The 23,856-nt window shown below is 69.1% G+C and carries 22 protein-coding genes and 1 pseudogene; 12 read left to right on the forward strand and 11 right to left on the reverse strand.

Going from position 1 to position 23,856, the window contains the following annotated elements; genetic code table 11:
- Window positions 1-68 precede the first annotated feature (68 nt).
- Entirely contained in the window at window positions 69-1,076 is a 1,008-nt protein-coding gene (locus C5C07_RS02190; RefSeq protein ID WP_115804465.1) for a hypothetical protein, read from the forward strand.
- A 76-nt stretch (window positions 1,077-1,152) separates the two neighbouring features.
- Window positions 1,153-2,235, forward strand: a complete 1,083-nt coding sequence (locus tag C5C07_RS02195; protein WP_004973541.1) for a geranylgeranyl reductase family protein — start codon at window positions 1,153-1,155, stop codon at window positions 2,233-2,235.
- A gap of 27 nt (window positions 2,236-2,262) precedes the next feature.
- Here C5C07_RS02195 and C5C07_RS02200 read toward each other — a convergent pair whose 3' ends face one another.
- Window positions 2,263-3,360 carry an aminomethyltransferase family protein gene (locus C5C07_RS02200; protein WP_115804466.1) on the reverse strand — a complete coding sequence of 366 codons (1,098 nt, stop codon included), beginning with the start codon at window positions 3,358-3,360 and terminating at the stop codon, window positions 2,263-2,265.
- Window positions 3,361-3,497: 137 nt separating this feature from the next.
- Window positions 3,498-3,881: pseudogene (locus C5C07_RS02205) on the reverse strand (DUF6432 family protein); the annotation flags it as partial.
- 20 nt (window positions 3,882-3,901) lie between these two features.
- Here C5C07_RS02205 and C5C07_RS02210 point away from each other — a divergent pair.
- From C5C07_RS02210 to C5C07_RS02240, 7 genes are all read left to right on the forward strand, one after another.
- Entirely contained in the window at window positions 3,902-4,921 is a 1,020-nt protein-coding gene (locus C5C07_RS02210; protein WP_004973534.1) for a hypothetical protein, read from the forward strand.
- 70 nt (window positions 4,922-4,991) lie between these two features.
- Window positions 4,992-5,372: a DUF5611 family protein gene (locus C5C07_RS02215; protein ID WP_004973531.1), complete on the forward strand. Its 381-nt coding sequence runs from the start codon at window positions 4,992-4,994 to the stop codon at window positions 5,370-5,372.
- A 193-nt stretch (window positions 5,373-5,565) separates the two neighbouring features.
- Window positions 5,566-6,024 carry a universal stress protein gene (locus C5C07_RS02220; protein ID WP_004973529.1) on the forward strand — a complete coding sequence of 153 codons (459 nt, stop codon included), beginning with the start codon at window positions 5,566-5,568 and terminating at the stop codon, window positions 6,022-6,024.
- Window positions 6,025-6,111: 87 nt separating this feature from the next.
- Window positions 6,112-6,789, forward strand: coding sequence for a TIGR00266 family protein (locus tag C5C07_RS02225; RefSeq protein ID WP_115804467.1), 678 nt, complete (start codon window positions 6,112-6,114; stop codon window positions 6,787-6,789).
- Window positions 6,790-6,874: 85 nt separating this feature from the next.
- Window positions 6,875-7,843, forward strand: a complete 969-nt coding sequence (locus C5C07_RS02230) for an ROK family protein (RefSeq protein ID WP_004973524.1) — start codon at window positions 6,875-6,877, stop codon at window positions 7,841-7,843.
- A gap of 460 nt (window positions 7,844-8,303) precedes the next feature.
- The gene (locus tag C5C07_RS02235) at window positions 8,304-9,779 is read left to right on the forward strand and encodes an LVIVD repeat-containing protein (protein WP_115804468.1); all 1,476 of its coding nucleotides are present in this window, start codon (window positions 8,304-8,306) and stop codon (window positions 9,777-9,779) included.
- Window positions 9,780-9,949: 170 nt separating this feature from the next.
- Entirely contained in the window at window positions 9,950-10,282 is a 333-nt protein-coding gene (locus tag C5C07_RS02240; protein ID WP_004058105.1) for a NifU family protein, read from the forward strand.
- Window positions 10,283-10,600: 318 nt separating this feature from the next.
- On the opposite strand, the gene C5C07_RS02245 is transcribed toward C5C07_RS02240, so the two are convergent.
- Complete coding sequence (locus tag C5C07_RS02245; protein ID WP_115804469.1) at window positions 10,601-12,013, reverse strand: DUF402 domain-containing protein; 1,413 nt, start codon at window positions 12,011-12,013, stop codon at window positions 10,601-10,603.
- Window positions 12,010-12,384 carry a hypothetical protein gene (locus tag C5C07_RS02250; protein ID WP_004973515.1) on the reverse strand — a complete coding sequence of 125 codons (375 nt, stop codon included), beginning with the start codon at window positions 12,382-12,384 and terminating at the stop codon, window positions 12,010-12,012. Before C5C07_RS02250 ends, C5C07_RS02245 begins: the two co-directional genes overlap by 4 nt.
- Window positions 12,385-12,546: 162 nt before the next feature.
- Between C5C07_RS02250 and C5C07_RS02255 the strand changes: the two genes are divergently transcribed.
- Complete coding sequence (locus tag C5C07_RS02255; protein ID WP_004973514.1) at window positions 12,547-13,584, forward strand: PrsW family intramembrane metalloprotease; 1,038 nt, start codon at window positions 12,547-12,549, stop codon at window positions 13,582-13,584.
- A gap of 45 nt (window positions 13,585-13,629) precedes the next feature.
- Here C5C07_RS02255 and C5C07_RS02260 read toward each other — a convergent pair whose 3' ends face one another.
- Window positions 13,630-14,241 (reverse strand): riboflavin synthase, encoded by a 612-nt coding sequence (locus C5C07_RS02260; RefSeq protein WP_004973513.1) that lies wholly within the window; start codon window positions 14,239-14,241, stop codon window positions 13,630-13,632.
- Window positions 14,242-14,350: 109 nt separating this feature from the next.
- Here C5C07_RS02260 and C5C07_RS02265 point away from each other — a divergent pair, with 109 nt between their 5' ends.
- The gene (locus C5C07_RS02265; protein WP_004973511.1) at window positions 14,351-15,100 is read left to right on the forward strand and encodes a DUF502 domain-containing protein; all 750 of its coding nucleotides are present in this window, start codon (window positions 14,351-14,353) and stop codon (window positions 15,098-15,100) included.
- Window positions 15,101-15,115: 15 nt separating this feature from the next.
- Here the strand turns inward: C5C07_RS02265 and C5C07_RS02270 are convergent, their stop codons facing one another.
- Complete coding sequence (locus C5C07_RS02270) at window positions 15,116-16,942, reverse strand: SLC13 family permease (RefSeq protein ID WP_004973510.1); 1,827 nt, start codon at window positions 16,940-16,942, stop codon at window positions 15,116-15,118.
- 146 nt (window positions 16,943-17,088) lie between these two features.
- Here C5C07_RS02270 and C5C07_RS02275 point away from each other — a divergent pair, with 146 nt between their 5' ends.
- On the forward strand, window positions 17,089-17,331 hold the full coding sequence (locus C5C07_RS02275) for a hypothetical protein (protein ID WP_004973507.1): 243 nt from the start codon (window positions 17,089-17,091) through the stop codon (window positions 17,329-17,331).
- Here C5C07_RS02275 and C5C07_RS02280 read toward each other — a convergent pair whose 3' ends face one another.
- From C5C07_RS02280 to C5C07_RS02295, 5 genes are all read right to left on the reverse strand, one after another.
- A complete protein-coding gene (locus C5C07_RS02280; protein WP_115804470.1) occupies window positions 17,332-18,492 on the reverse strand; it encodes a M24 family metallopeptidase in 1,161 nt (386 codons plus the stop codon).
- Window positions 18,493-18,498: 6 nt separating this feature from the next.
- Window positions 18,499-20,349, reverse strand: a complete 1,851-nt coding sequence (locus tag C5C07_RS02285; RefSeq protein ID WP_004973502.1) for a UvrD-helicase domain-containing protein — start codon at window positions 20,347-20,349, stop codon at window positions 18,499-18,501.
- 158 nt (window positions 20,350-20,507) lie between these two features.
- Window positions 20,508-20,684 (reverse strand): HVO_0416 family zinc finger protein, encoded by a 177-nt coding sequence (locus tag C5C07_RS22150; protein WP_004973500.1) that lies wholly within the window; start codon window positions 20,682-20,684, stop codon window positions 20,508-20,510.
- 91 nt (window positions 20,685-20,775) lie between these two features.
- Window positions 20,776-22,290, reverse strand: a complete 1,515-nt coding sequence (locus C5C07_RS02290; RefSeq protein WP_115804471.1) for a carboxypeptidase M32 — start codon at window positions 22,288-22,290, stop codon at window positions 20,776-20,778.
- A 325-nt stretch (window positions 22,291-22,615) separates the two neighbouring features.
- A complete protein-coding gene (locus C5C07_RS02295) occupies window positions 22,616-23,710 on the reverse strand; it encodes a M20 family metallopeptidase (RefSeq protein ID WP_050458569.1) in 1,095 nt (364 codons plus the stop codon).
- Between the last annotated feature and the right edge of the window lie 146 nt (window positions 23,711-23,856).

A 23,856-nucleotide genomic window follows, 5' to 3' on the forward strand; every position in this document is an offset into this window, starting at 1 on the left:
GGCCCGCGCGACCGCCGCGAGCCACGCCCCGCGCCCGCTTTTTCACCGTCGAGCCCCTACGTCCCCCCATGCACCTCTACGCCGCCGCGAACGGCGCGGTCCTCTCGGTCTCGGGGTCGCCCGACGACTCGACCGCCCGTCGGCGACTCGCCGACCACCGAATCGAGTGCGTCGCGGCCGACCCGCGCGCGCCGGACCGGGCGTTCTGCGGGACCTTCGACGCCGGCGTCTTCCGAACGACCGACGGCGGGGCGTCGTGGCACGCGGTCGGCACCGACGCGCTCCCCGAGTCGGTGACGAGCCTCGCCGTCTCGCCGGCCGACCCGGGCGTGGTCTACGCCGGAACCGAGCCCTCGGCCGTCTTCCGCTCTCCCGACGGCGGCGACACGTGGGCCGAACTCGCGCCGCTTTCGGACCTCGATTCGGCGTCGTCGTGGGCGTTTCCGCCCCGCCCGCACACCCACCACGTCCGCTGGATAGAACCGGACCCGACCGACCCCGACCGGCTGTTCGTCGCGGTCGAGGCCGGGGCGCTCGTCCGCTCGCTCGACGGCGGGGAGACGTGGCAAGACCGCGTGCCGTCGAGCAAGCGAGACACGCACTCGATGGCGACGCACCCCGACCGACCGGGTCGCGTCCGGGTCGCCGCGGGCGACGGCTACGCCGAGACCGACGACGCGGGCGAGACGTGGACGACGCCGACCGCGGGGCTGGGCCACGGCTACTGCTGGAGCGTCGTCGTCGACCCCGCGGACCCGGACTCGGTGCTCCTGTCGGCCGCCTCCGGGCCGATGCGCGCCCACCGGGTCGAGTCGGCGGCGGCGTACCTCTACCGCCGGGCGGACTCGTCGGAGGACGGCGGCGAGTCGTGGGAACGCCTCGACGAGACCGGACTCCCGACCGGGCCGGGCGCGACGCGGGCGGTTCTCGCCGCCGGTCTGTCCGGCGGCGAGTGCTACGCCGCGAACGACCGCGGCCTCTACCGGACGACCGACTTCGGCGACTCGTGGGACCGAATCGAGGTCCCGTGGGACGGGACACGACGGACTGCGGCGGGGCTGGCGGTCGTCGAGTAGTCGGGCGGTTTTTCGTCCGGGTCGTCCCCTCGTCCGAAGCGAGAAGATTCATGGGTCGGCGCGGCAACGGCCAAGCATGTACGATTTCGCCGTCGTCGGCGTCGGTCCCGCCGGCGCGCGGTTCGCCCGCCGCGCGGCCGACGCGGGCTACGACGTGCTCGCGCTGGAGAAAGGCGAGGTCGGGACGCCCCTCGCGTGCTCCGGACACGTCAGCACCGACATCTGGGAGTACGTCCCCGACGAGGCGCGCGACCGCCTGTTTCAGAACCGCATCTACGGGGCGAACTTCCGCGTCGGCGGCCCGAACTCCAAGGCCTACCCGTTCTACAAGCAAACCGAGGTCTCGAACGTCATCGACCGCGTCGAACTCGACCGTACCCTCGCCGACTGCGCCCGCGACGCCGGAGCAGACGTGCGCGAGGGCCACACCGTGACCGCCGTCGAGGAACTCGACGACCGGGTCCGACTGACCGCCAGCGTGGCCGGCGAGGCCGGCACCGTCCGGTTCGAGGCGAAGATGGTCGCCGGGTGCGACGGCCCGACCTCGCGGGTCCGCCGAGCGCTCGACCTCCCGGAGCCGTCGGAGACGCTTCACGGCGTCCTCGCGTTCGACCCCGACCCGGACGACGGCGACTTCGTGGACGTGCACCTCACGGTCCCGCGCTTTTTCGCGTGGCGCATCCCCCGCGGCGACGCCGGCGTCGAGTACGGCCTCGCGGCCCCGCCGGGCGCTGAGGTCAACGAGATGTTCGACGCGCTCACCGACACCTACGACGTGGAGACCGAGCACTTCTGTTCGGGTGCCATCCCCATCGGCCCGCCGGACCGGACGACGACCCGTCGGGCGTTCCTCATCGGGGACGCGGCCGCCCAGACCAAGCCGTTCACCGGCGGCGGCATCCTCTACGGGATGACCGCGGCCGACATCGCCGCGTCGACCATCGACCCCGACGACCCCGAGACGCTGTCGGCCTACGAGGACGCGTGGCGCGACGAACTCTCCCGGGAGATTCGGCTGGGCCACCTCGTGCGCCGGTGTTACTCCTTCCCCGAGTGGCTCCAGCGGGTCGGGCTCCGGTCGCTGTCGGGGGAAATCGGCGTCCACATGGACAAACCGAGCTCGTTCTTCTCGCGCGAACACCTGAAGAAGCTGTTCTGAGGGACTGCGACCCCCGAGCGTTCCCTCTCAGTTCTCGCCCGGATACGTCGGCAGCCGCGCCGACACCGCGCTTCCCTCGACGAACGGGAGCGACTCGCGGGTCGCGCCGACGCGGTCGTCACCGACCGCGACTTCGAGGTCGTCGGCGTCGAGGCCGTAGTCCACGAGCGCGAAGCCGATGGGGGATTCGAGCATCGGGCTCTCCACGGCGCGGGTGACGGTCCCCACCGACTCGCCGTCGGCGGAGACCTCGGCGCCCGCGTCGGGGAGGTCGTCGGCGCGGAAGCCGACGAGTCGGCGCGAGGGCCGGCCGCGGTTTTCGACCTTCGAGACGACCTCTTGGCCGACGAAACAGCCCTTGTCGAAGTCGAGCGCGTTGCGGACGCCGACGACGTTCGGGAGGTTGCCGCGGAGTTCCGACTCGAAGAGCGGCGTGCCGGCCTCGGCGGTGAGGCTGTCCCACGTCTGATAGCCGACGGGGACCGAGGGGTTGCCGTAGAACAGCAGCGCGTCGAGCACGTCTTCGGCGTCCTTCGCGCGGCAGATGACGTCGTAGCCCTCCTCGCCGGTCGGGTTGTCGGAGGCGACGACCGTGACGCCGAGTTCGCCGCCGATGGAGCCGCGGACGAAGGAGAGCTCCGGTTCGGGCGCGCCCGCCCCCGAGAGGATGCTCGCCACCTTCTCGGTCGACTGCGGGCCGTGGACGCCGAAGACGCCGAACTCGTCGGACGCGTCGCGGAGTTTGACGCGCTGGAGGAACGTCTTCGAGCGCCACTCCTCGACGAGCGGTTCGGCGCGGTCCCGCGGGGTGAAAATCAGCAGTCGCTCGCCCGCGTTGTAGACGTACATCTCCGTCTCGATGCGGCCGTCGGGGTCTAAAAGCAGGGCGTAGACGCCCTCGCCGTCCTCGTCCGGGACGGTGTTAGTCACCGCGTTGTCGACGTAGTCGACCCGGTCTTCGCCCTCGACGACGACGACGCCGTAGCCGTGTTCGATGACGCCGACGCCGTTTCTGACGGCGCGGTGGGTCCGCTCGGGGCGGCCGTAGTGGCTCACGACCTCGATTCCGCCGCGCGTCTCGAACGTCGCACCGTGTGCCTCGTGGATGTCGGCGACGAGTGTCATTACCCCCCGTTTCGCCTTCGGCGCGTAAAACCCTCCCACTCCCGGACGACTCGCCCGGCTTTCGGTCGGCGGTCCGCCGGCGGCGGCCGCGGGCGGACCGGACAGTCAAAACGAGACCGTTCTCCGCGCTGGCTCGCTCAGAGCCCGAACCGCTCGCGAAGTTTCTCGAACAACGACGCGTCCTCTTCGACGGCTTCGCTCGGGTCCGGAACGACGCGCTCGTCGGCGTGGATGAGCACCCGCGTGTCGGCCTCCTCGACCACGATGAGGCCCTCGTCTTTCAGCGCCGACAGCGCCTCTTCGATGGTGTCGATGTCGGCGTCCACGGCGGCACGGAGTTCGAACACCGTCATCCCCTCGTCGTGGCGGTCGACGAGCGCGTCGAGCACCGCGACCTCGATGTCGCGGCGGTTCCGGAACTCCCGCCTCGCTCTCATAGCGGGTACATCGTTCGCCTCCTGTTTACTTGTACCGCCCGTCTGACGGACGTCCGACAGGCAGGGGGTACCTTTTTGTTTCCGAACCCCGGAATCCTCGCGTAATGGGACTTACTTGCCGTCTTCTCGGGCACTCCTACGGAGACCCCGAGACGGAACGGGAGCGAGAGGAACGCGGCGACGAGGTGGTCGTCTCGATTCGGGAGATACAGGTCTGTTCGCGGTGCGGACACGAACAGGTGATGAGCGAGAACAAGGAGGTCACGGCCATCCGAACGCCCGAGGAGGTCGGGATGACGGAGGGCGAAGTCGAGACCGCGGCCGCGGGCTTCGAACCGGCGAACCCGCAGCCCGGCGTCTCCGACAGCGAGGACGCCGCCATCGAGACGGCTCCGGACGCGGAGACGCGGGCCGAGGTCGACGACGCCAACGCCGCCGCCGACGCCGCTGCGGACGCCGACGCCGACGCCGGCGCGGACCCCGCGGCGCAACAGCCGGCCGAGGCCGCGAACGCCGCCGACGCCCAACCCGCAGACGGGCCGGACGCGGCTGACGACGCCGGGAGCGTCGACGCCCCGCCGGTGACCGACGACGGCATCATCCTCGACGACGACGAGGAGCAGTCGGCCACCCGCGACCGGACGCAGTGGCCCGACGAGGTCGACGAGGTCGAGACCGACGACCCGACGCCGCCGGCCGACGGCGACGACGCGGAGTTCATCGACGCGGACGCCGAGGCGGGCGTCGAAGCCGACGCCGAAGCGGAGCCCGAACAGACACAGACCCGCGAACGCGGCGCGTGGCCCGACGCGCCGGGCGACGACGAGGGATGGAACGCTCAGCCCGACGACGGCGAGCCCGTCTCCGTCTCGTTCGGCGGCGGACTGGCCCCGGAGGGCAACAGCTCGCCAAGCCAGCAGTCGAACGGTCAGTACGTCGAGGCGGAGGAAGACGACTTCGTCCGCGCCGACGAGTCGAACGTCGGAAACGAGGCCCCCGACGACGCCGTCGAGTACTACTGTCCGAACTGCGGTCACGCCCGCGGCGCGTCCTCGTCGTCGATGCGGGCCGGCGACATCTGCCCCGAGTGTAAAAAGGGCTACATCGCCGAGCGGGAATCCTGACCGCGGCACGCCCTCGCAGGCGTCGCAGAGTCGCGAAACAGGTAAACCATCCCCTGTCGAAAAGGCGTCCATGAAGGAGTACAAGATGCGTCGTGGGGAGACGCTCGAAGAGCGAATTCCGGACATGAAAGCGACGGTCGAAGACTACTTCGGCCCCATCACGGACACCGAGGAGTTCAAAGGAAGCGACCTCTACGTCGTCGGCGAGCCCAAGAACCCCGTGTTCACCCGCATCGTCGCCGGCGCGGTCAAGTACAGCGGCAAGAAGGACAAGCTCGCGGTCAACTTCGAGGAGGCCGACCCGGCCGACCTCGCTCCCGAAGACCTCGAAGCCGCGGGCGAGGCCGTCAGCGCGAAGAACGACTTCCTCCTCGAGGCGACGGGCCGCGACGCGAAGTCCCGCCGCGACTCGATGAAGCGCGCGGTCGAAGACGACGCGCCCGACGTCTGAGCCGTCCGACGCGGGCTGGTTTTTCTCGCGCACCCACCCGCCGAGCGGTGGTGCCGCCAGCGAAACGTACATATTGCTACCGCGTGACACTCCCGCTGTCAGCGACTGCGAAACCGTCGAACACGAATTTTTATTTCGATTCTGAGTAAAAATCCCCGGCACGATTAAGTGACGCCGGGGCGAACGGGCTGGTATGGCTATCGAAACTATCCTGCTCGCGGTCGGCGCGGGCGACGCCGAGCGAATCGACAGACTCGCCGAGGAGACAATCGACGTGGCCGGACCGACCGGCGCGACGGTCGTCATCGGGCACGTTTTCACGAGAGACGAGTACGACGAGGCGCTCGACAACCTCGATTTCGACATCACGGCCGAGGAGGTCTCCGCGGACGACGTGGCCCGACGACACGCCATCGTCCGAGAGCTCACGCGGCGCTTCGACGACGCGGACATCGACTACGTCGTCCACGGCCGAGTCGGCCACCACGGCGAGAAGCTCGTCGAACTCGCGGGCGAGGTCGACGCCGACCGCCTCATCGTCGGCGGTCGAAAGCGCTCGCCGACCGGTAAGGCCGTCTTCGGCAGCGTCGCACAGGAGGTCATGCTCGAATCGTCGTGTCCCGTGACGTTCGTCCGCGCGGACACCAAGTGACGGCGTAACGGACGAGCGCCGGCGAGACCACCGACTCGACCGGGTTTCGCAGGCAACTACATATCTTAGCGCGCCGTCATCTCCCGCATGGACCACTCCATCGATTACCGCCCGTCGTTCGCCCTCCTCACCGTCTCGCTCGACGAGGGCGAGTCGCTCCGGTCGGAGGCCGGCGCGATGGTCAGCTACTCCGACGGCATCGACATCGAGACGAACGCGAAAGGCGGCCTCTTCGGGTCACTCAAGCGGAGCGTCCTCGGCGGCGAGTCGTTCTTCCAGAACACGTTCAGCGCGCGGCAGGCGGGCGAGGTCTCCTTTGCGCCCCCGCTCCCGGGTGACATCGTCCACCACCGCCTCGAAGACGAGACGCTCTTCGTGCAGTCCGGGTCGTACATCGCCTCGGACCCCGCGCTCGACCTCGACACCTCCTTCGGCGGCGCGAAGACCTTCTTCGGGAGCGAGGGCCTGTTCCTGCTCAAACTGACCGGCACCGGCGACAGTTTCCTGTCGAGCTACGGCGCCATCCACGAGGTCGAACTCGGCGAGGGCGAGCGTTACACGGTCGACACCGGCCACATCGTCGCCTTCGACGAGACGACGAGCTTCTCGGTCGAGCGCGTCGGCGGCCTGAAGTCCACCCTGTTCAGCGGCGAGGGGCTCGTCTGTACCTTCACCGGACCGGGGACCGTCTGGATGCAGTCGCGCAGCATGGAGTCGTTCCTCTCGTGGCTCATCCCCAAGCTCCCGACCAACAACTCCGCGTAGGCCGCGGCCACCGACTTACATCGTGGCGAGTAAATCTACCGAGAATCCCGCTTAGTTAAGTGGAGGGCGCATCGCTATGGGAACGATGGCGTACTACGTGGGCGTCGACCTGGGGGCGACGAACGTCCGTTCCGTGGTGGGCGACGACGATGGAACTATCCTCGGGGAGGCCCGTGACAACACTCCGCGCGGCCCGACCGGAATCGCGGTCACCGAGGCGGTCCTCGGCGTCGTCCGCGAGGCGTGTGCCGAGGCGGGTATCGACCCGAGCGACGCGGTCGCGGCCGGCATCGGTGCTATCGGCCCGCTCGACCTGGCCGAGGGCGCGGTCGAGAACCCGGCGAACCTACCGGACACCATCGACCGCATCCCGCTGACCGGTCCCCTCTCGGTGCTCCTGGAGACGGACGAGGTGTACCTGCACAACGACACGAACGCCGGGGTCATCGGTGAGCGGTTCCACTCCGACCGCAACCCCGACGACATGGTGTATCTCACCATCTCCTCGGGTATCGGCGCGGGCGTCTGCGTCGACGGGCACGTCCTCGCCGGTTGGGACGGCAACGCCGGTGAAGTCGGCCACCTGACGCTCGACCCGAACGGCTTCATGACGTGCGGGTGCGGCCACAACGGTCACTGGGAGGGCTACTGCTCGGGGAACAACATCCCGAAGTACGCCCGCGAACTCCACGAGGAGGACCCGGTCGACACCGCACTCCCCGTGTCGGACCCCGATTTCTCCGCGGTCGACGTGTTCGAACACGCCGGCGAGGACGAGTTCGCCGACCACATCATCAACCAACTGGGCCACTGGAACGCGATGGGCGTCGCCAACATCGTCCACGCGTACGCGCCGCTCATCATCTACGTCGGCGGCGCGGTCGCGCTCAACAATCCGGACCTCGTGTTAGAGCCCATCCGCGAGCAGATGAGCGAGATGGTCATGTCGAACATCCCCGAAATTCAACTGACGACGCTCGGCGACGAGGTCGTGGTCGAGGGGGCGTTGGCGAGCGCGATGACCGGTGGGACTGGCGACCGCTCGCGGCTGTGATGCGGCGAGGATTCGCCAGTTCCGGCGCAGGTGGCACCGGCGACCGGTCTCGACTGTAACGCGGTGCTTCGCTTCTCCGCCCCGAGTTATCTCGATTGATACTCGGTGGCGCACTCTTATAACCCCGGTCGAGAAACGCGATGACGTGCACCCGACGACGCCGAGTCGCTCGGCGCGCCGGTCGGCGCGTTCCCGTTCTCGTCGAACCGAACGGTGCACGGGCGTTCCACCGGAAGCCTAGAACGGGACTGGTCGACAACCCCCACCACCATCGTCGACCGACCGACGCCGACGGGGTACCCACACCCACCCACCCACCCACCCATCCCCGCCGGCGTCGCTTCAGTTCTCACGCAACCCAGTGCAGACTGAGCGGTCCCCGCTTTCCCCCGGTTCCCGGGCCCTCCCGCTACCCAAGGACCTCCGTCCGATTTTTCTCCTCGGCACTCTCAGACTCACCGTGGACCGCCGCCAGTTCCTCCGCTCCATCGGCGCGAGCGCGGTCGCCGCCACGACCGTCTCCGTCGCCGGTTCCCGCCCCGTCACCGCCCACCCCGGTCCCTTCGAGCCGCTGGGTCGAATCGACATCGACGGCGCGAAAGAGGCCGTGGTCTCCGCCGACGGCCAGACCGCCTTCGTCGCCGCGACCAGCGGCTACGCCGTCGTCGACATCTCCGCGCCCGACCGCCCCGAACTCCTCGCCGAGCGCCGCGACCCGCTTTCCGACCGCGAGGACGGTCCCTTCCGCGGCATCTACGACGTGAAGCTCGACGGGGACACGCTCCTCGTCGTCGGCCCGGCCAACCCGATACTGGGCGCGCCGGCGGGCGTCCTCGTCGTCGACGTGTCCGACCCCGCGACCCCCGAGGAAATCGCCTTCCACGAGACGGAGTTCCCCATTCACAACTGCTTCGCCGCCGACGGGCGGGCGTACCTCACCGCCAACGACGGCGACCGGAACCCGCTGGTCGTTCTCGACACCGACACCGGCGACGAACTCGGCCGCTGGTCGGTCGTCTCCGCGGACGACCGCTGGGCCGACGTACCCGCCTCGGTCCGGTCCGTCCACGACGTGTGGGTCCGCGAGGGAGTCGCGCACGTCGCCCTCTGGGACGCCGGGACGTGGCTCGTCGACCTCTCGGACCCCGCGTCGCCCTCGGTCCTCGGGTCGGTCTCACCCGGCGACCCCGAGGAGCTGTCGGGGTTGGGTGCCCGCGACCGCCACCGCGAGGGGCGGACGCCGCCCGGCAACCACCACTACGTCGCCACCGACGACTCGGGCGACCTCCTCGGAGTCGGCATCGAGTCGTGGGCCGTCGAAGTCGAACGCGACGACGGGACGACCGACCTCGTCGGCGGGCCGAGCGGCGTCGAACTCTGGGACGTGTCGGACCCCGCGAATCCGACGATACTCTCGACCATCGAGCCGCCGACCAGTCCGGACCCGACGGTCGGCGGCGTCTGGACCACGGCGCACAACTTCGACTTCCGCGACGACAGGCTCTACACCTCGTGGTACCGCGGCGGCGTCAAGCGCCACGACGTGTCGGACCCGACCGACCCCGTCGAACTCGCGTGGTGGCGCGACCCCGAGCGCGCGAGTTTCTGGACCGCGCGGTACGCCTATCCCTTCGCCGACGAGGGCGTGTTCGTCGCGTCGAGTTGGGGCGTCGGCGACGCGTCGCCCGCGCTCTACACGTTCCCCGACCACGCCGGCGACCAGCGCGACCCGCCGACGCTCGGTCCCGAGACGACCACCGAATCGCTCGTCAACACGCCGACGCCGACCGCGAACGAGACGACCGCGCCCGAACCCGGAGACGAGTCGTCGGAATCGACATCGACGACCGACGCGCCGGGGTTCGGACTCGGTGTCGGCGCGGCGGCCCTCGGCGTCGCCGGCTGGCTGGCCCGTCGTCACCGGCGGCGCGACTGAGGGCGGCGCGACTGCGGGCGACCGGCTCCGACGCCCGACGCGCCGGTTTCCCGGCTTCCGTGGTTCCCCCGCCGAATCTATCACGAACGACCGAGACAGCCTTTCTCTCGCCGGCCGGCGCGTTGGGAGAACCGTTTCATTCTAATCCGTGGGGTTCGAAGCGTCGGGGTATGAGCGACGAGTCGGAGAGCCTCAAAGAGCGCGTCGAGACGTGGATGGTCGGCCAGATGCCCATCATCCAGATGCACGGCGGCAACAGCGTCGTGCGCAAGGCCGATGCGGAATCGGGGGAAGTCGTCGTCGAACTCGGGGGCGCGTGCGCCGGGTGCGGCATCTCGAACATCACCGCCCAGAACATCCAGTCGGACCTCATCATGACGTTCGACGAGATTACCGACGTGCAGGTCAAGGTCCCCAGTTCCGGCGACCACGGCAGCAGCACCGTCGAGGGCGGCCGCGGCGGCGAACTGCAGTACGGCGACGAGGGACCGGGTCACTTCTAACCCCCACCTTTTTTGACGGGGTCCTCGGCAACTTCGTTGCCTCGAACCCCCGCCAAAAAATCTGGACCAAAAAAGGCGGCTACTCCCTTCGGTCGTAGCCGTACGGTTCGCTCCAACGCGAGCACTCTGCTCCGCGATTCTCGATACGTATCCAGCCGTGTCGGCCGTGTGAATAGATTGGTCGTCCTCGCGCTCGCTCACCTCGTTGCCCTCGCGGGGTGTTCGTCTGCCAGTCCAGTTATCGACCTATCGACGACTCCCGCCACCACGACGACTGAGTCCTCCCCGGCAACGACGACTGACCGTCTTCCGAAGTTGCTACGCCTCCCCCGACAGCGCCGACTCCAGACTCGACGCCACCGACCGCGCTTTTTCGGCCAACTCCTCGGAGATGTGGCCGGCCTCGACGGCTTCGTCGAGTTCGTCGTCGTCGACCCGCTCGACCGTCCCGTCGGCGTGTTTCACCACGTCAACGTGGAGGTCGACGTACCGAATCTGGTCGGGGAAGCACTCGACGGGCGTGCAGATGTTGACGTAGGTGCCCTTGACACCGCCGTCGGAGTCGCGGTACACCGTCGGGTACCACCAGCGCCCCTCGCGGAACTTCGTGACCGCCACGTCGCCGGACTCGCGGTCGACGCCGAGGGCGTCGTAGGTGCCGCCGCCGGTCATGCCGCGCCGGAGTTCCACCGTTCCCTCGGGGTCGCGGTCCGTCACCTCGCCGGAGCCGAGCGTGATGAGCCGACCGTCCGGCTTCCCGTGGCCGATTTCCACGTCGTCGCCTTCCAGCGGGCCGAACTGCGCGGTCACCACGTCGAAGGGGAACTCGCCGTCGCCGACCGACTCGCAGAGCGACTCCGCGAGGTCGACGCCGGCGGAGGCCTTCGGCGAGGCGGCCTTCGTCCGGTGGTGGCCGGGCATCGTCGTCTCGACGGCCCGGCGCTGGGCGTCGAGTTCGAACCGGGTCTCGCGGCCGAACCAGACCCACGTCGTCGCGGTGGGAGCCGCGACCGCCCGCGGGGCGTCGACGGGTTCGGAGAGCGCGCCATCGAGTTCCGCGGCCACCTCGGCCGCCCGGTCGAGCGCGTCGTTCAGGGCGCTCATGTCGGCGTCGACGGCGTCGCGGTGCCAGCGGATTCCCCAGCCCTCGGGCGGGTCGCCGCCGAGGAGGTCCGTCATTCCCGCCAGTTCGCGGGCTGCGGCCTCGTCGCGGGTGTCGACGCGGACGCCCTCCGAATCGGGGTCGAGCGTCGCCAGCCCCGCGACGGCGCGGACGTCGCCGGTCAGTTCGGCGCGGCGGGAGGCCCACGGCGGGGCCGACTCGGCGACCTGTACGCGGACCTCGTCGCCGACTTCCACGTGCCCGTCGAAGTCGCCGTACGAGAGGTAGCCCTCGGCCTCGCCGAGGTCGCAGACCGCGCCGCCGCCGAGGGTGTCGGTCACGCGGGCGTCGAACACCGCGCCGGTCGGCGCGGGGTCGTCCCACGCGAAGGTGTCGATGCCGAGCTCGGTGAGTCGCTCTGTGGCCGTCGCGACCGCCTCGGGCGCGCCGGTCGCGCCGACGCCCTGTCGGTTCCGCGTCGTCTCGACCGACACGTCGTGGTCCGACGAGTCGAACTCGGCGTCGAAGCGCTCCCGAATCGGGCCGGACGCCTGCACCACGTCGTGGCCGTCGTCGAGGAAGACGCCCGTGAGCGCGGTGGCGTAGATACCGCGGACGCGGACCCTCATAGCTCGTCGGGGTCGCGGGCGAAGGTGACGCGAGCGTCGACCGTCGGGCCGAGCGTCAGTTCGATTCTCTCCTCACTGAGCACGCGGCCGCCCTCGATGGGGACGCCCCACGAGTCGAACTTGAGGTAGCCGCGGAGGTCCGCGCCGTGGGTGTAGAGGTCGACGTGGTCGACGGCGTGTTCCTGCACGTCACTCGCGCTGTGGGCCATCTCCATGTCCGAGTAGACCGTCCCGCCGTCGCCGAAGAACGCGGCGATGGCGTCTGCGTCCGATTCGACTGCGTCGCTCACGAGGTCCGACGCGGCCCGGAGGTCGTCGGTGTCGAGGCCGACCTCGCGGAGCGCCGCCTGTTCGCGGGGGTCGAAGTGCATACCCGCCCTTCGGAGCGGAGGCATTAACGTCGTACGGTCGGCAGTCGGTCGCTGGGCCGGACGAACGGTCGCCGGCCAGCCGACTATTGACCGTTCAGCCGGTCGGCCGCGGGGTGCCGTGGCCGAAGCTATTACCAGATGCGATACCCTTTATGCCACGTGATGGACCAGCAGGACCCAGTCGAGCAGGCGTCCGACGGCTCGGACGACCTCTACGACATCGCCACGTGGGAGGAACGAACCTCGGTTGACGGGCTCGCGGTCGCGCTCTACCGGGTGCTGGTCGCGTCGACCCGCGCGGTGGTCGTCCTCGCCGCGTTGCTCATCCTCGTCGGTATCGGCGGCCTCTCGGCGCTCACCGACCCGCAGGTCGGCGCGCTCACCCTGCTTTCGGCGCTTCCGGCGCTCGCGCTCGCGGGCTACGTCTACTACTCCGACGTGACCCAAAACGAGCCGCTGTCGATGCTCGTGGTGACGTTCCTCCTCGGCGTCCTCACGGCCACGTTCGCCGCGATTCTCAACTCGCTTCTGAGCAACGTCGGTCAGACTATCGCGGCCGAGTTCCAGCTGTCTATCGGCTTCCTCGGCAGTATCGTGTTCTACTTCCTCGTGGTCGGTCCGGTCGAAGAGACCGTCAAGCTCCTCGCGGTCAGGCTGTACGCCTACTCCCACGACAGTTTCAACGCCGTCATCGACGGCGCGGTCTACGGCGCGATGGCCGGTCTCGGCTTCGCCACCATCGAAAACGCCCTGTACATCACTCGGAACCTCACCTCGTCGGGACTCGACGTCGGGTCCGGCGGCGTCGGCATCATCGCCGCCGGCGGGACGATTACCGCGGTCCGAGCGCTCGCCGGTCCGGGCCACGTCATCTACTCGGCCATCGCCGGCTACTACCTCGGCCTCGCCAAGTTCAACAAGGAGAACGCCGGGCCCATCGTCATCAAGGGCCTCATCCTCGCGGCGCTCGTCCACGCGACGTACAACTCGACGGTCGGCCTCGGCTCGTCCGTCATCGCGGGGATAACCGGCATCGGTGGTCTCGCGGCCTTCCTCGTCTACGTCATCATCTACGACGGCATCTTCGGGCTCTACCTCATCGGGAAGCTCCGCAGCTACAGTCAGGCCTACCACAGCGCTCACGCGCCCGGGCCGAGCGCGGCGTCGTTCGCGTCGGAGCAGACGGAGTTCGAGGACTGAGCCGGCGACGGCGCGGGAACGTACGAAACGAAAGAACCGGTCGCCCTACTCGGCGACCAACCGCTCGGCGTAACCGTCGAGCATCGACTCGACGTACTTCGCCACCACGTCGACCTCGACGTGAATCGGGTCGCCGACCTCCTTTTCCGAGAGCGTCGTCAGGTCGTAGGTCGTCGGGATGATGGCCACGGCGAAGGAGCCCTCGCGGCGGTCGGCCACGGTGAGGCTGATGCCGTCGAGACACACCGAGCCCTTCTGGACGACGTACTTCGCCAGCGACTCTGGGAGGTCGAACTCGAAGAACCAGTCGTCGCCGACGCGCTCGACGTTCGCGACCGTCGTCGTGCCGTCGACGTGGCCCTGGACGATGTGGCCGTCGAAGCGGTCGTCGGCCGCGAGGGCGCGTTCGAGGTTGACGCGGTCGCCCTCGACCGCGTCGCCGAGGTAGGTCTTCTCGACGGTCTCCGCCGCGAGGAACACCTCGAACCAGTCGTCGCCGAACGCCTCGACGGTCAGACAGACGCCCGAGACCGCGATTGACTGGCCGTGGTGGAGGTCGTCGAACGCGAGGTCGGTGCGGATGCGGAGGCGGCGACCGCCGTCGGTGTCGGCCACGTCGACGATTTCGCCCGGCCCCTCCACGATTCCCGTGAACATACCCGCGGCTTCGGACGGGTGAAGTTAATGCCTATCGTTTCCGTTCTCTATCACGTTTCTGTGACACTCTCGCCCATACAATTTTACGCCCGTCGTCCGGAGAGTCGGTATGGACGTTCTGGCCCGACTGCGGAGCAGTTTCGTCACCGGTCTCATTCTCGTCACCCCGCTGGCCGTGACCGTGTTCGTCCTCCAGTTCGCGTTCAACCGAATCACCGCCGCGCTCCGTCCGGTCGTCCGTCAGGTGTCGCCATTCCTCGCCGAGGCGCTCAACTACTCCGGCGACATCGTCTTCATCTCGCAGGTGTTGTCGGCGCTCATCATCGCGGTGGCCGTCTCGCTTCTCGGCTACCTCGCGTCGATGAGCCTCGGCCAGCGGCTCTTCGGGAGCTTCGAGCGCGGCGTCCGGCTCCTCCCGCTCGTCCGCACCATCTACTTCGGCGTCCGGCAGGTCTCCGAATCGCTCACGGAACCGACCGCCGGCTACGACCGCGTGGTGTTGGTCGAGTACCCGCGCGAGGGGCTGTTCTCCATCGGCTTCGTCACCAACGAGGCTCCCCCGTCGGTCTCGGCGGTGTCCGACGACGAACTCTTCACCGTGTTCGTCCCGCACAGCCCGAACCCGACCGCCGGGGCGCTCATCATGGTCTCGCCCGACGAGATTCGCGAACTCGACATGCCGGTCCGCCGGGGTCTCAGACTGCTCGTCACCACGGGCCTGAGCGTCGACGACCCCGAGACGCTCCCCTCGGGACCGGCGGCCTACGACCCGTCGAACGGCGACGGCGTCCGCGACGGTGTCCGGTCGGAGTCTGAGCAGCGACGGAACGCGGGCGAGACCCAAAAGCGAGCCGAGTGAGTCGCCGCGGCGGCCTCACAGTCCCCAGATGAGGACGATTCCGGCAGTCGTGACGACCGTGAGTAACAGTTGGAGCGGCGCGCCGACGCGGAGGTAGTCGGTAAAGCGGTAGCCGCCGGGACCGTACACCATCAGGTTCGTCTGGTAGCCGATAGGCGTCATGAACGCCGTGCTCCCGCCGAAGGTGACCGCGATGGCGAAGCCGAAGGGGTCGGCACCGAGGCCGAACGCGGTGTCGATGGCGACCGGCAACAGGAGGACGACGCTGGCGACCGGCGTGATGACGTTCGCCAACAGCCCCGTGAGCAGGTAGAACGCGGCGACCACGACGACGACGGGCAGGTAGGTCGCGGCGACGCCGACGAACTCCGAGAGCAGCGCGACGCCGCCGGTCAGTTGGAGCGCCCGACCGAGCGGGATGACGCCCGCGAGCAGGAAGATGACGTTCCAGCTCACCGCGTCGTAGGCGTCGCTCGCCGACAGACAGCCGAGCGAGACCATCGCGGCGACCCCGCCGAGCGCGGCGATGGCGATGGGGACGACGCCGAGGGCGGCCAGTCCGATGACCGCCGCGATGACGGCGAACGCGCGGAGCGCCGTGGGCGACAGCTCGCCGTTGTCCTCGATGAACTCGTCGGCGACCTCGCTCGTCACGACGAAATCGCCGCTGTCGCGGAGGTACCGCGCCGTCTCGTTCGTCGTCTGGAGGAGCAGCGAGTCGCCGACCTGGAGGTCCACGTCTCGGAAGTGCTCGCGGATGAGGTCGCCGCCGCGCCGCCGGACCGCGAGCACGGTCGCGTCGTACCGCTCGCGGAGTCGCGCCCCGCCGATGGTCTCGCCGACGAGTCCTGACTCGCGGGGGACGACGAGTTCGACGAGCGCCACGCGGTCGGGAAGGTCGAGTTCGGCGTCGGTGACCGACGCGCGCGGGAGGAACCGCAGGTCCGCGAGGTCGCAGAAGCGCCGAATCGTCGCCGGGTCGCCCCGGATGGTCAGGATGTCCCGCGACTCGACCTCGCGGTCGGAGTCGGCGGCGATGAAGTGCTCGCCGCCGCGGAGCACGTCCAGGATGTCGACGTTGAGGTCGCGGTAGGTGTCGTCGGAAACCTCGCCCGCCGGGATGCCGACGAGCGGCGACCGCGCGGGGACGAGCACGCGGGCGAGAAACGGCTCGACGCCGTAGTTGCCGGTTCGGTTCCCGGGCTCGATTCGCTCGGGCAGGAGCCGCGGCGCGACCGTCAGCAGGTAGCCCGCGCCGACGACGAACACCACCGCGCCGAGGGGGGTGAACGTGAACATCGAAAACGGCGGCAACCCGGTCGCCTCGGCGTAGGCCTCGCTGGCGACGAGGTTCGTCGCCGTCCCGACGAGCGTGAGCGTGCCGCCGAGCATCGAGGCGTAGGAAAGCGGGATGAGGAGCTTCGACGGCGAGACGTTCGCCTGGTCGGCGAGGTCCGAAACCATCGGGATGAACACCGCCACGACCGGCGTGTTGTTCACGACGCCCGCGATGGGGCCGGTGAGGCCGACGACCGCGCCGAGCAGTCGGTTCTCGCTTCCGTTCGTAAAGGACGCGACCGCGTCGCCGAGGACGCGAATCGCGCCGGTCTGTCGAATCCCCTCGCTGAGGGCGTACATCGAGAGGATGGTGATGGTCGCGGCGCTCGAAAACCCCGACAGCCCCGTCTGGAGGTCGACCCCGGTCCACGGTTCGAGCACGACGAGCGCGACGATGACGCCGATTGCCGTCACGTCCGGCGGGGCCGCCTCCGTCACGAAAAGCGCCATCGTGACGACGACGAGACCGAAGACGACGAGCATCCCGGACGTGATGGCGACCATGCGGGCAGTCGATTCGGAGGCGGCTTAATCCTACCCCGCGAGACTGTCGGCCGCGGCGACGGGTCGTTCGGTTCTCCACGAGCGAGAACGCCCCCGTTCATCGCCGGTCGCGACGCTTTTAGTCGCCCGCGGAGTACCCTCGGGCGATGCGACTCGGAATCTTGGAGATGGTCGGTCTCGCGGCGACTCTCATCTTCGCCATCCCCGTCGGCGGCTTCGGACTCACGCTCCTCGCCGACGGCCAGACCGTCTTCGGCGGCGCGATGCTCCTTCTCGCGGTGCTGATGGTCGCGCTCCCGAAGTTCCTCACCATGCCGCAGGACATCCCCTCGCTCGCGGCCGAGAAAGTCATCGGCGGCGTGGCGAAAGAGCCGGACGAAGAGGAGTAACTACCAGCGACTCGGGTCGAGACCGGTCGGCGCGTCGCCGAGCAGTCGCGGCCCGTCTTCGCCGACGACCAGCACGTCGGTCAGCTCGACTCGCCCGTGGTCCGGGTGCGTGACCGCGGACCGAATCCGAAGGACGTTGCCGGCGACGAGTTCTCTATCGCCGTCGAGCGGCGGGTCCTCGCGGGCCGCGAGGCCGATTCCGCCGCCCACGTCTCTCGTCACCTCGTCGGCCATCGAGAAGCCGAACGCGGCGGTCTCCGCGCGGAGTTCGCTCCCGAGGAAGCCGGCGTCGTCGCCGGGGTCGGCCTCGACCAGACTGACCTTTCTGGCGGCGTCGCAGGCGACGTGCGCCCGGCGCTCCCACCCGCCGTCGGGGTCGACGACGAACGTGCGGGCCAGCGCGCCGCGGTAGCCCGTCGGCCCGCGCGGGCCGACCGAGACGACTATCGGCTCGCCCGGCCGGAGTTCGACCGGTTCGTTCCCGTCGCCTCGGATTCCCGGCCGGACCGTCGTCGCACCCGCGGTATCGACGCCCTCGGCCGCGAGCGTCGCGTTCACCTGTCGGCGGAGTCGCTCGGTCGACAGCGGCGCGCCGTCCCAAGAGAGGACGGCTTCGCCGTCGTCGTCGCGGTCGTCACCCACGCGGCCGCCGTCGCGGTCGTCGGCCGCTTCGACCGTCGCCGCCGACAGTATCGCGGCCGCGCGACCGACGCCGCGGGTCGCCGCGCGCTGGGCGGCCTCGATGGCGTCGCGCTCGTCGTCGTCTTTCACCGCGCGGGCGTCTTCGACCGCCGCGGTCGACGCGAGGTCGTAGCCCGCCGATTCGAGGTGGAGCGCGGCGTCGTGCGGAATCGTCTGCGGCGCGAGGACGGTCCCTTCGGAAGCGGCGTGTTCCGCGAGGACGGCCGCGGCGGCCTTCCCCGGCGGTCTGTCGTCGACGCGGACCGAGGCGACCGGGAGGGACGGCGGTTCGACGGTCGAGGGCACTCGAAGATGCGTCTCGCCGGCGACGCGGACGAACACGAGGTCGGCGTCGAAGTCACGACCCGTGAGGTAGCGACTCGTCGGGTCGGGGCCGCGGGGGACGGCGACGAAGCCGACGGCGTCTCGCTCGTCGACGGCGGCGTCGATGGCGTCGCCGCCGCGAGGTCTCCCTCGCACGGGACGTTACGCCTCGGGTTCGGGCGCGGGCGGTTCCTGCGCGTCGTCGACGAGCTCCTGTGCGGGGTCCTCGCGAATCTCGTTGTGGAGGAGGACGCTGATGGGGAGCGTCGGCGCGCCGGTGACGAGGTTTTCGAGGACGATGAGGCGCTCTCTGGCGCGGGACATCCCGACGTAGAAGACGCGGCGCTCGTTGTCGGTGATGAGCGGGACGGGGCTCGTCGTCGCGGTGAACTCCTCGATGCCGCGGGCTTCGAGCTCCTCGTCGGAGACGGAGGCGGCCATCTGCTCGACGACCTTCTCGGTCAGGTCGGTCGCCATGAACACGTGGTCGGCCTCGCGACCCTTCGCGGAGTGGATGGTGCCGACGCGGACGCGGCTGGGGTCCATCCCCTCGTAGTCGCCGCCGAAGTACGCGTTGACGGACTTGCGCTGGAAGCTCGTCACCTTGCGCACCATGTCGCTTGCGGACGCGCTGTCGGGGGCGAAGGGCGCGAAGTTCTTGATCTCCTTCGGCGTGAACTCGATGTTCGTGATGTCGTCGACGCCGGCTTCCTCCTGTCTGTCGTCGATGGCGTCGAAGAGGTCGTCGCGGTCGTTCGTGCCGAACGCGGAGTCCTGAAGCATGTCGGCGAGCCGGCGGGCCTCCAGCCCGTCGACGGGCTCTTCGGCCTCCAGCGCCTCGACCGCGCGGACGTACTGCGTGAGCCGGTCGGTCCACATGCGCTGGTCGGTCAGCGTCGAGAAGGGGATGCCCGACGGCAGGAACTCATCGATGAACTGGAACATCTGGTAGCGCGCGCGGAACAGCACCATCACGGTGCCCTCGTCTTTCTCGACGGTGTAGCGGACGTTCCGGGCGAGTTCGAGCATCGACGGGCTCTCGACGGCCTCGACCGCGCCGCCTTCCTTGCGGGGCTTGAGGTCCTTCTCCTGTCGCTTGTCGATGTGGCGAATCTCCCGGTTGACGACGTTGAGGACGTTCGACGGGAGTCGGTAGGAGTTCGGGAGAATCTCGTCGTTGTCGCGTTCGGCGTCGAGGAGGAGGTTCGGGTCCGCGCCCTGCCACGCGTAGACGACCTGGTCGTCGTCGCCGGCGATGAGGACGCCTCGCATGTGGGGCTTCCACTCCTCGTACACGTCGTACTGGAGGGTCGTGATGTCCTGGAACTCGTCGATGACGAGGTAGTCGACGTTGGGGACGAGCGCGCGCTGCTTGACGCGTTCGAGCATGTCAGCGAATCCGACCAACCCGTGTTCGCCCTTGTAGGCGCGCCACGCGCGGATGGCCTCGGGGATGTCGATGCGGTCGTCGTCGGAGGGCCACGTCGGCGTGTACTTGTTTCCTTCCTGCGCGTTCGGGTCGACCTCAGGCGGGAGGCGGACCTCCTCGACGTTCCACTGGAACGGCACGTCGTACCAGTCGGAGACGTCGCGGCGGGTGCGCTGGAGCCACTGGCTCGTGGCGATGACCTTGTTCCCGATGGTGGTCGAGCGAGCGGTCCGACGGCCCGCGCCGCCGTACTCGTCTTCGAACTCGATGCCGTAGTCCTCGCAGAACTCCTGTTTGTCGTTCTCGCCGACCACGTCGTTCCGCGAGAGGCTCAGCAGTTCGTACGCCTTCGCGTGCATCGTCGAGACGTTCCCCTTCAGCGACCGCGGGTTGATGTCGAGACGCTCCGCGAGCCGGTCGCGGACCTCGGCCGCCGCGGCTCGAGTGTAAGAGACAACGAGAATGTCGCGGATGGTGACGCCGTCTTGTTCGAGAATCTCCTCGACCTTGTCGAGCAAGGCCGTGGTCTTCCCGCTTCCCGGGCCGCCGAACAGCCGGGTGACGGTCACGTCGGATTCGCTCATTGTGCACGTTCACGGCCTTATCGGTGATAAGCGACGTGCTTCGGACGAGGGCGAACGCGCCCGGAGTAGTGTAACTCGCCGGGCGTTCGCGGACGGCTCACCGAACGGGTGAGAAACCGTCGAGAACAGGTGCTTGTGGCTTGGTCAGTTCGGACGCGTCAGGCCTCCGGCACCCACCCGCAGACGGAGCAGGTCGCCGCGCCCATGTCGTGCAGGGCCCCGCAGTCGGGACACTGCAGCTTGTTATAGGATCGGTCCCAGCGTACCGGTTCTGTCTCGTGACCGCGGTCGGTCAAGAACTGGTCGAACAAGTCGTCACTGGGTGCTGAGGCCATACGTGGTATGATATGGCATACCCCTATTTAGTTCCTGCGACGACTCCGAAGCGTCGAAAATCGGGGGACTGCGGCGGACTGTCAGTCTCGCCTACAGGTCGTACAGCGACCCGTACTTCGACTCGACGTAGCCGAGGAAGTCGTCGGCGGCGAAGTCCTCGCCGGTGGCCCGCTTCACGAGGTCGTTGGTCTCGTAGCGCCGGCCGTGCTGGTGGACGTTCTCGCGGAGCCACTCGCGGAGGTCGCCGAACTCGCCGTCGGCCAGTTTCCCGTCGAGGTCGTCGATGTCCTCCTCGGCGGCCGAAAACAGTTGGGCGGCCATGATGGAGCCGAGCGAGTACGTCGGGAAGTAGCCGAAGTTCCCGTACGCCCAGTGGATGTCCTGCAGACAGCCCTCGGAGTCGGTGTCCGGGCGGATGCCGAGGTACTCCTCGTACTTGTCGTTCCACGCCTCCGGCACGTCCTCGACGGCGAGGTCGCCGGCGATGAGTTCGCGTTCGAGTTCGAACCGGATGACGATGTGCAGGTGGTAGGTCAGCTCGTCCGCCTCGACGCGGATGAGGTTGTCGTCGTACACCTGATTAGCCGCCTCGTAGGCCTCCTCAACCGTCGCGTCGACCTCGGGGAACCGCTCTTCGAGCGTGGGCAGGAAGTGCCGCCAGAAGGCCCGCGAGCGCCCGACGTGGTTCTCCCAGAGCCGCGACTGCGACTCGTGGACCGAGAGGTTGCGGTTCTCGCCGAGCGGCGTCGCGTAGTGCTCGTCGGGCAGGCCGAGGGTGTACAGCGCGTGGCCGAACTCGTGGACGGTCGAGAACAGCGACCCGAGCACGTCGGAGTCGTCGTAGCGGGTCGTCACGCGGGCGTCGAACTGCGTCCCCGACGAGAACGGGTGCGGGGCGGTGTCGAGGCGGCCGCGCTCCCACGGGTAGCCGAGCGTCGAGAGCGCGTCGCGGACGAGCGCCTCCTGGTCTTCCTCGGGGAACTCGCCCTCGAAGGCGTCCACCGCGAGGTCGACGTCGGACTCGCGGATGTCATCTATCATCGGGACGAGCACCTCGCGCACCTCGGCGAGAATCTCCTCGGCCTGTTCGAGGGGGAGACACGGCTCGTAGTCCTCGAACAGCACCTCGTAGGGGTCGCGGTCGGGGTCGATGTGCTCGGCGTACTGCCGCTTCAGTTCGACGTGCTTCTCCAGATGCGGCGCGAACGTCTCGAAGTCGTCTTCGGCCTTCGCCTGCTTCCACGCCGGGATGGCCTCCGACGACGCCGCGGAAATCTTCTCGACGAGGTCGTTCGGCACGCGGGCCGCCCGCTCGTAGTCGCGGCGGAGTTCGCGCAGCACGTCGGCCTGCTCGTCGGTCGGGTCGTCGGCCTCGGCCGCGTCGAGCAGGTCGCCGAACTCGTCGTCGGTCAGGAGTTCGTGGCTCAGCGCCGACAGCGCCGACATCTGCTGGGAGCGCGCGGGCGTCCCCTCGTCGGGCATCATGACCTGCTGGTCCCACGAGAGGATGCCGCCGGCGTTCTCGACGTTGGCGATTCGCTTGTACTTCTGGAGAAGTTGTTCGTACGCCGACTCCGAGTCGGACTCTGCGGAGGATTGCGCCATGGTACGAATGGTGGTCTCGGAGGCGTATTAAATCGCAGGAGCCGGTTATCCGTGGTGGGCTTTTGATACGCGGTTGTCGCTTGTCGCTCCGTCCTCGGGGATACCGCAATCGCCCCCGCCGTAACGGCCGCGGTCGATACCACCGCGAAAGCCCCCGCGAGCGACGACTCCCGCGGCGACGCGCGCTCCTCGGCCTCCGGCCTGCGGTGCTCACGCCGCCGGGGTTCGCCCTCGCTCGCGGCCCCTTTCAGTCCCGCCCGGTGGTTTGTCGGGAGTCGTCGTGGGTGGGGTGTTCAGGCGTCGTCGCCGGCGGATTTGACCGCTCTCACCAGTCTTCAACGAGGTCACGGTACGTCTCGTAACACCGCGCCAGCACGTCGAGCGACACGCTCTCGTCTTTCGTGTGCGCCTCGCCGGGTTCCGAGGGGCCGTAGACGACGCAGGTCGTCCCGGCCTGCGCCAGCCACCCGGCGTCGGTCGCGTGGGGCTTCGTCGTCTGCTCCGGCTCTGCGTCGCCGCGGGCCTCGTGGACCGACCGGGCGGCGTCGAGGACGCGCTCGGCGAAGTCGGCGTCGTCGCACGCCATCGGCGGGAGGTCCTGTTCGACGACCCACTCGACGCCCTCGATTGCCTCCGTCCGGGCGAGGTCGGCGAAGCCGCCGGGGACGGTCCGCTCGTCGATGGTCACCTCGCAGCGGTCCGGGATGACGTTCCACGCGCTCCCGCCGTCGATTTCGGTGACGGCGATGCTCCCCGAGACGGGGTGGCCGAGGACCTCGGCGTCCGGCACCGAGAGGTCGCGGACCACGTCCACGGCGTCGGTCGCGCGGTAGACGGCGTTCTCGCCGCGCTCGGGTTCGCTGGCGTGGCAGGCGGTCCCCGACGCGACGAGGGTGCTCGCCCGGCGGCCGCGGTGGGCGACGACCACGTCGGTCCGGTCGGGGCCGGTGTAGTTCGTCGACCCCTCGGCGACGACGGCGTAGTCGAGTTCGAAGCCGTCGTCGAGGGCGGCGCGGACGCCTTCCCCGCCGATTTCCTCGCCGACGAACGAGGCGAAGACGACCTCTGAATCGGCCTCGGCGGCGGCGTCGCGGAAGGCGAGCATCGAGGCCGCGACGGCCCCTTTCATGTCCGCCGAGCCGCGGCCGTAGAGTCGGCCGTCGCGGGTCTCGACCACGTAGTCGCCGTCGTCTGCCGTCTGTCGGTCGGCCGGCGGGACCACGTCGTGGTGGCCGACGAGCGCGAGCGACTCGCCGACGCCGGGGTTGACGCGGGCGACGACGTTCCCCGCGTCGTCTCTGGTCACGTCGGCGTCGGTCTCCTCGCGGAGCCACGATTCGATGCGGTCGCCGACGGCGGTCTCGTCCTCGTGACTCGGCACCGACACGAGGGCCGCCGTGAGGTCGCGGAGTTCGTCCATGCCGGCCCCTCGGGGGGTCGCTTCAAAAGCGTGTGGCGTCCGGCAGTCCGCGCGCGGCCCGCCGCGCCGGAGGACGACTGCTGTCGCGCCGCTCGGCACCCCCACGTTATCAAAATACGAGAATGCACGGGCCGGCTTATTGTGCG

The sequence above is a fragment of the Haloferax sp. Atlit-4N genome, from assembly GCF_003383025.1.
GTDB lineage: Archaea > Halobacteriota > Halobacteria > Halobacteriales > Haloferacaceae > Haloferax > Haloferax gibbonsii.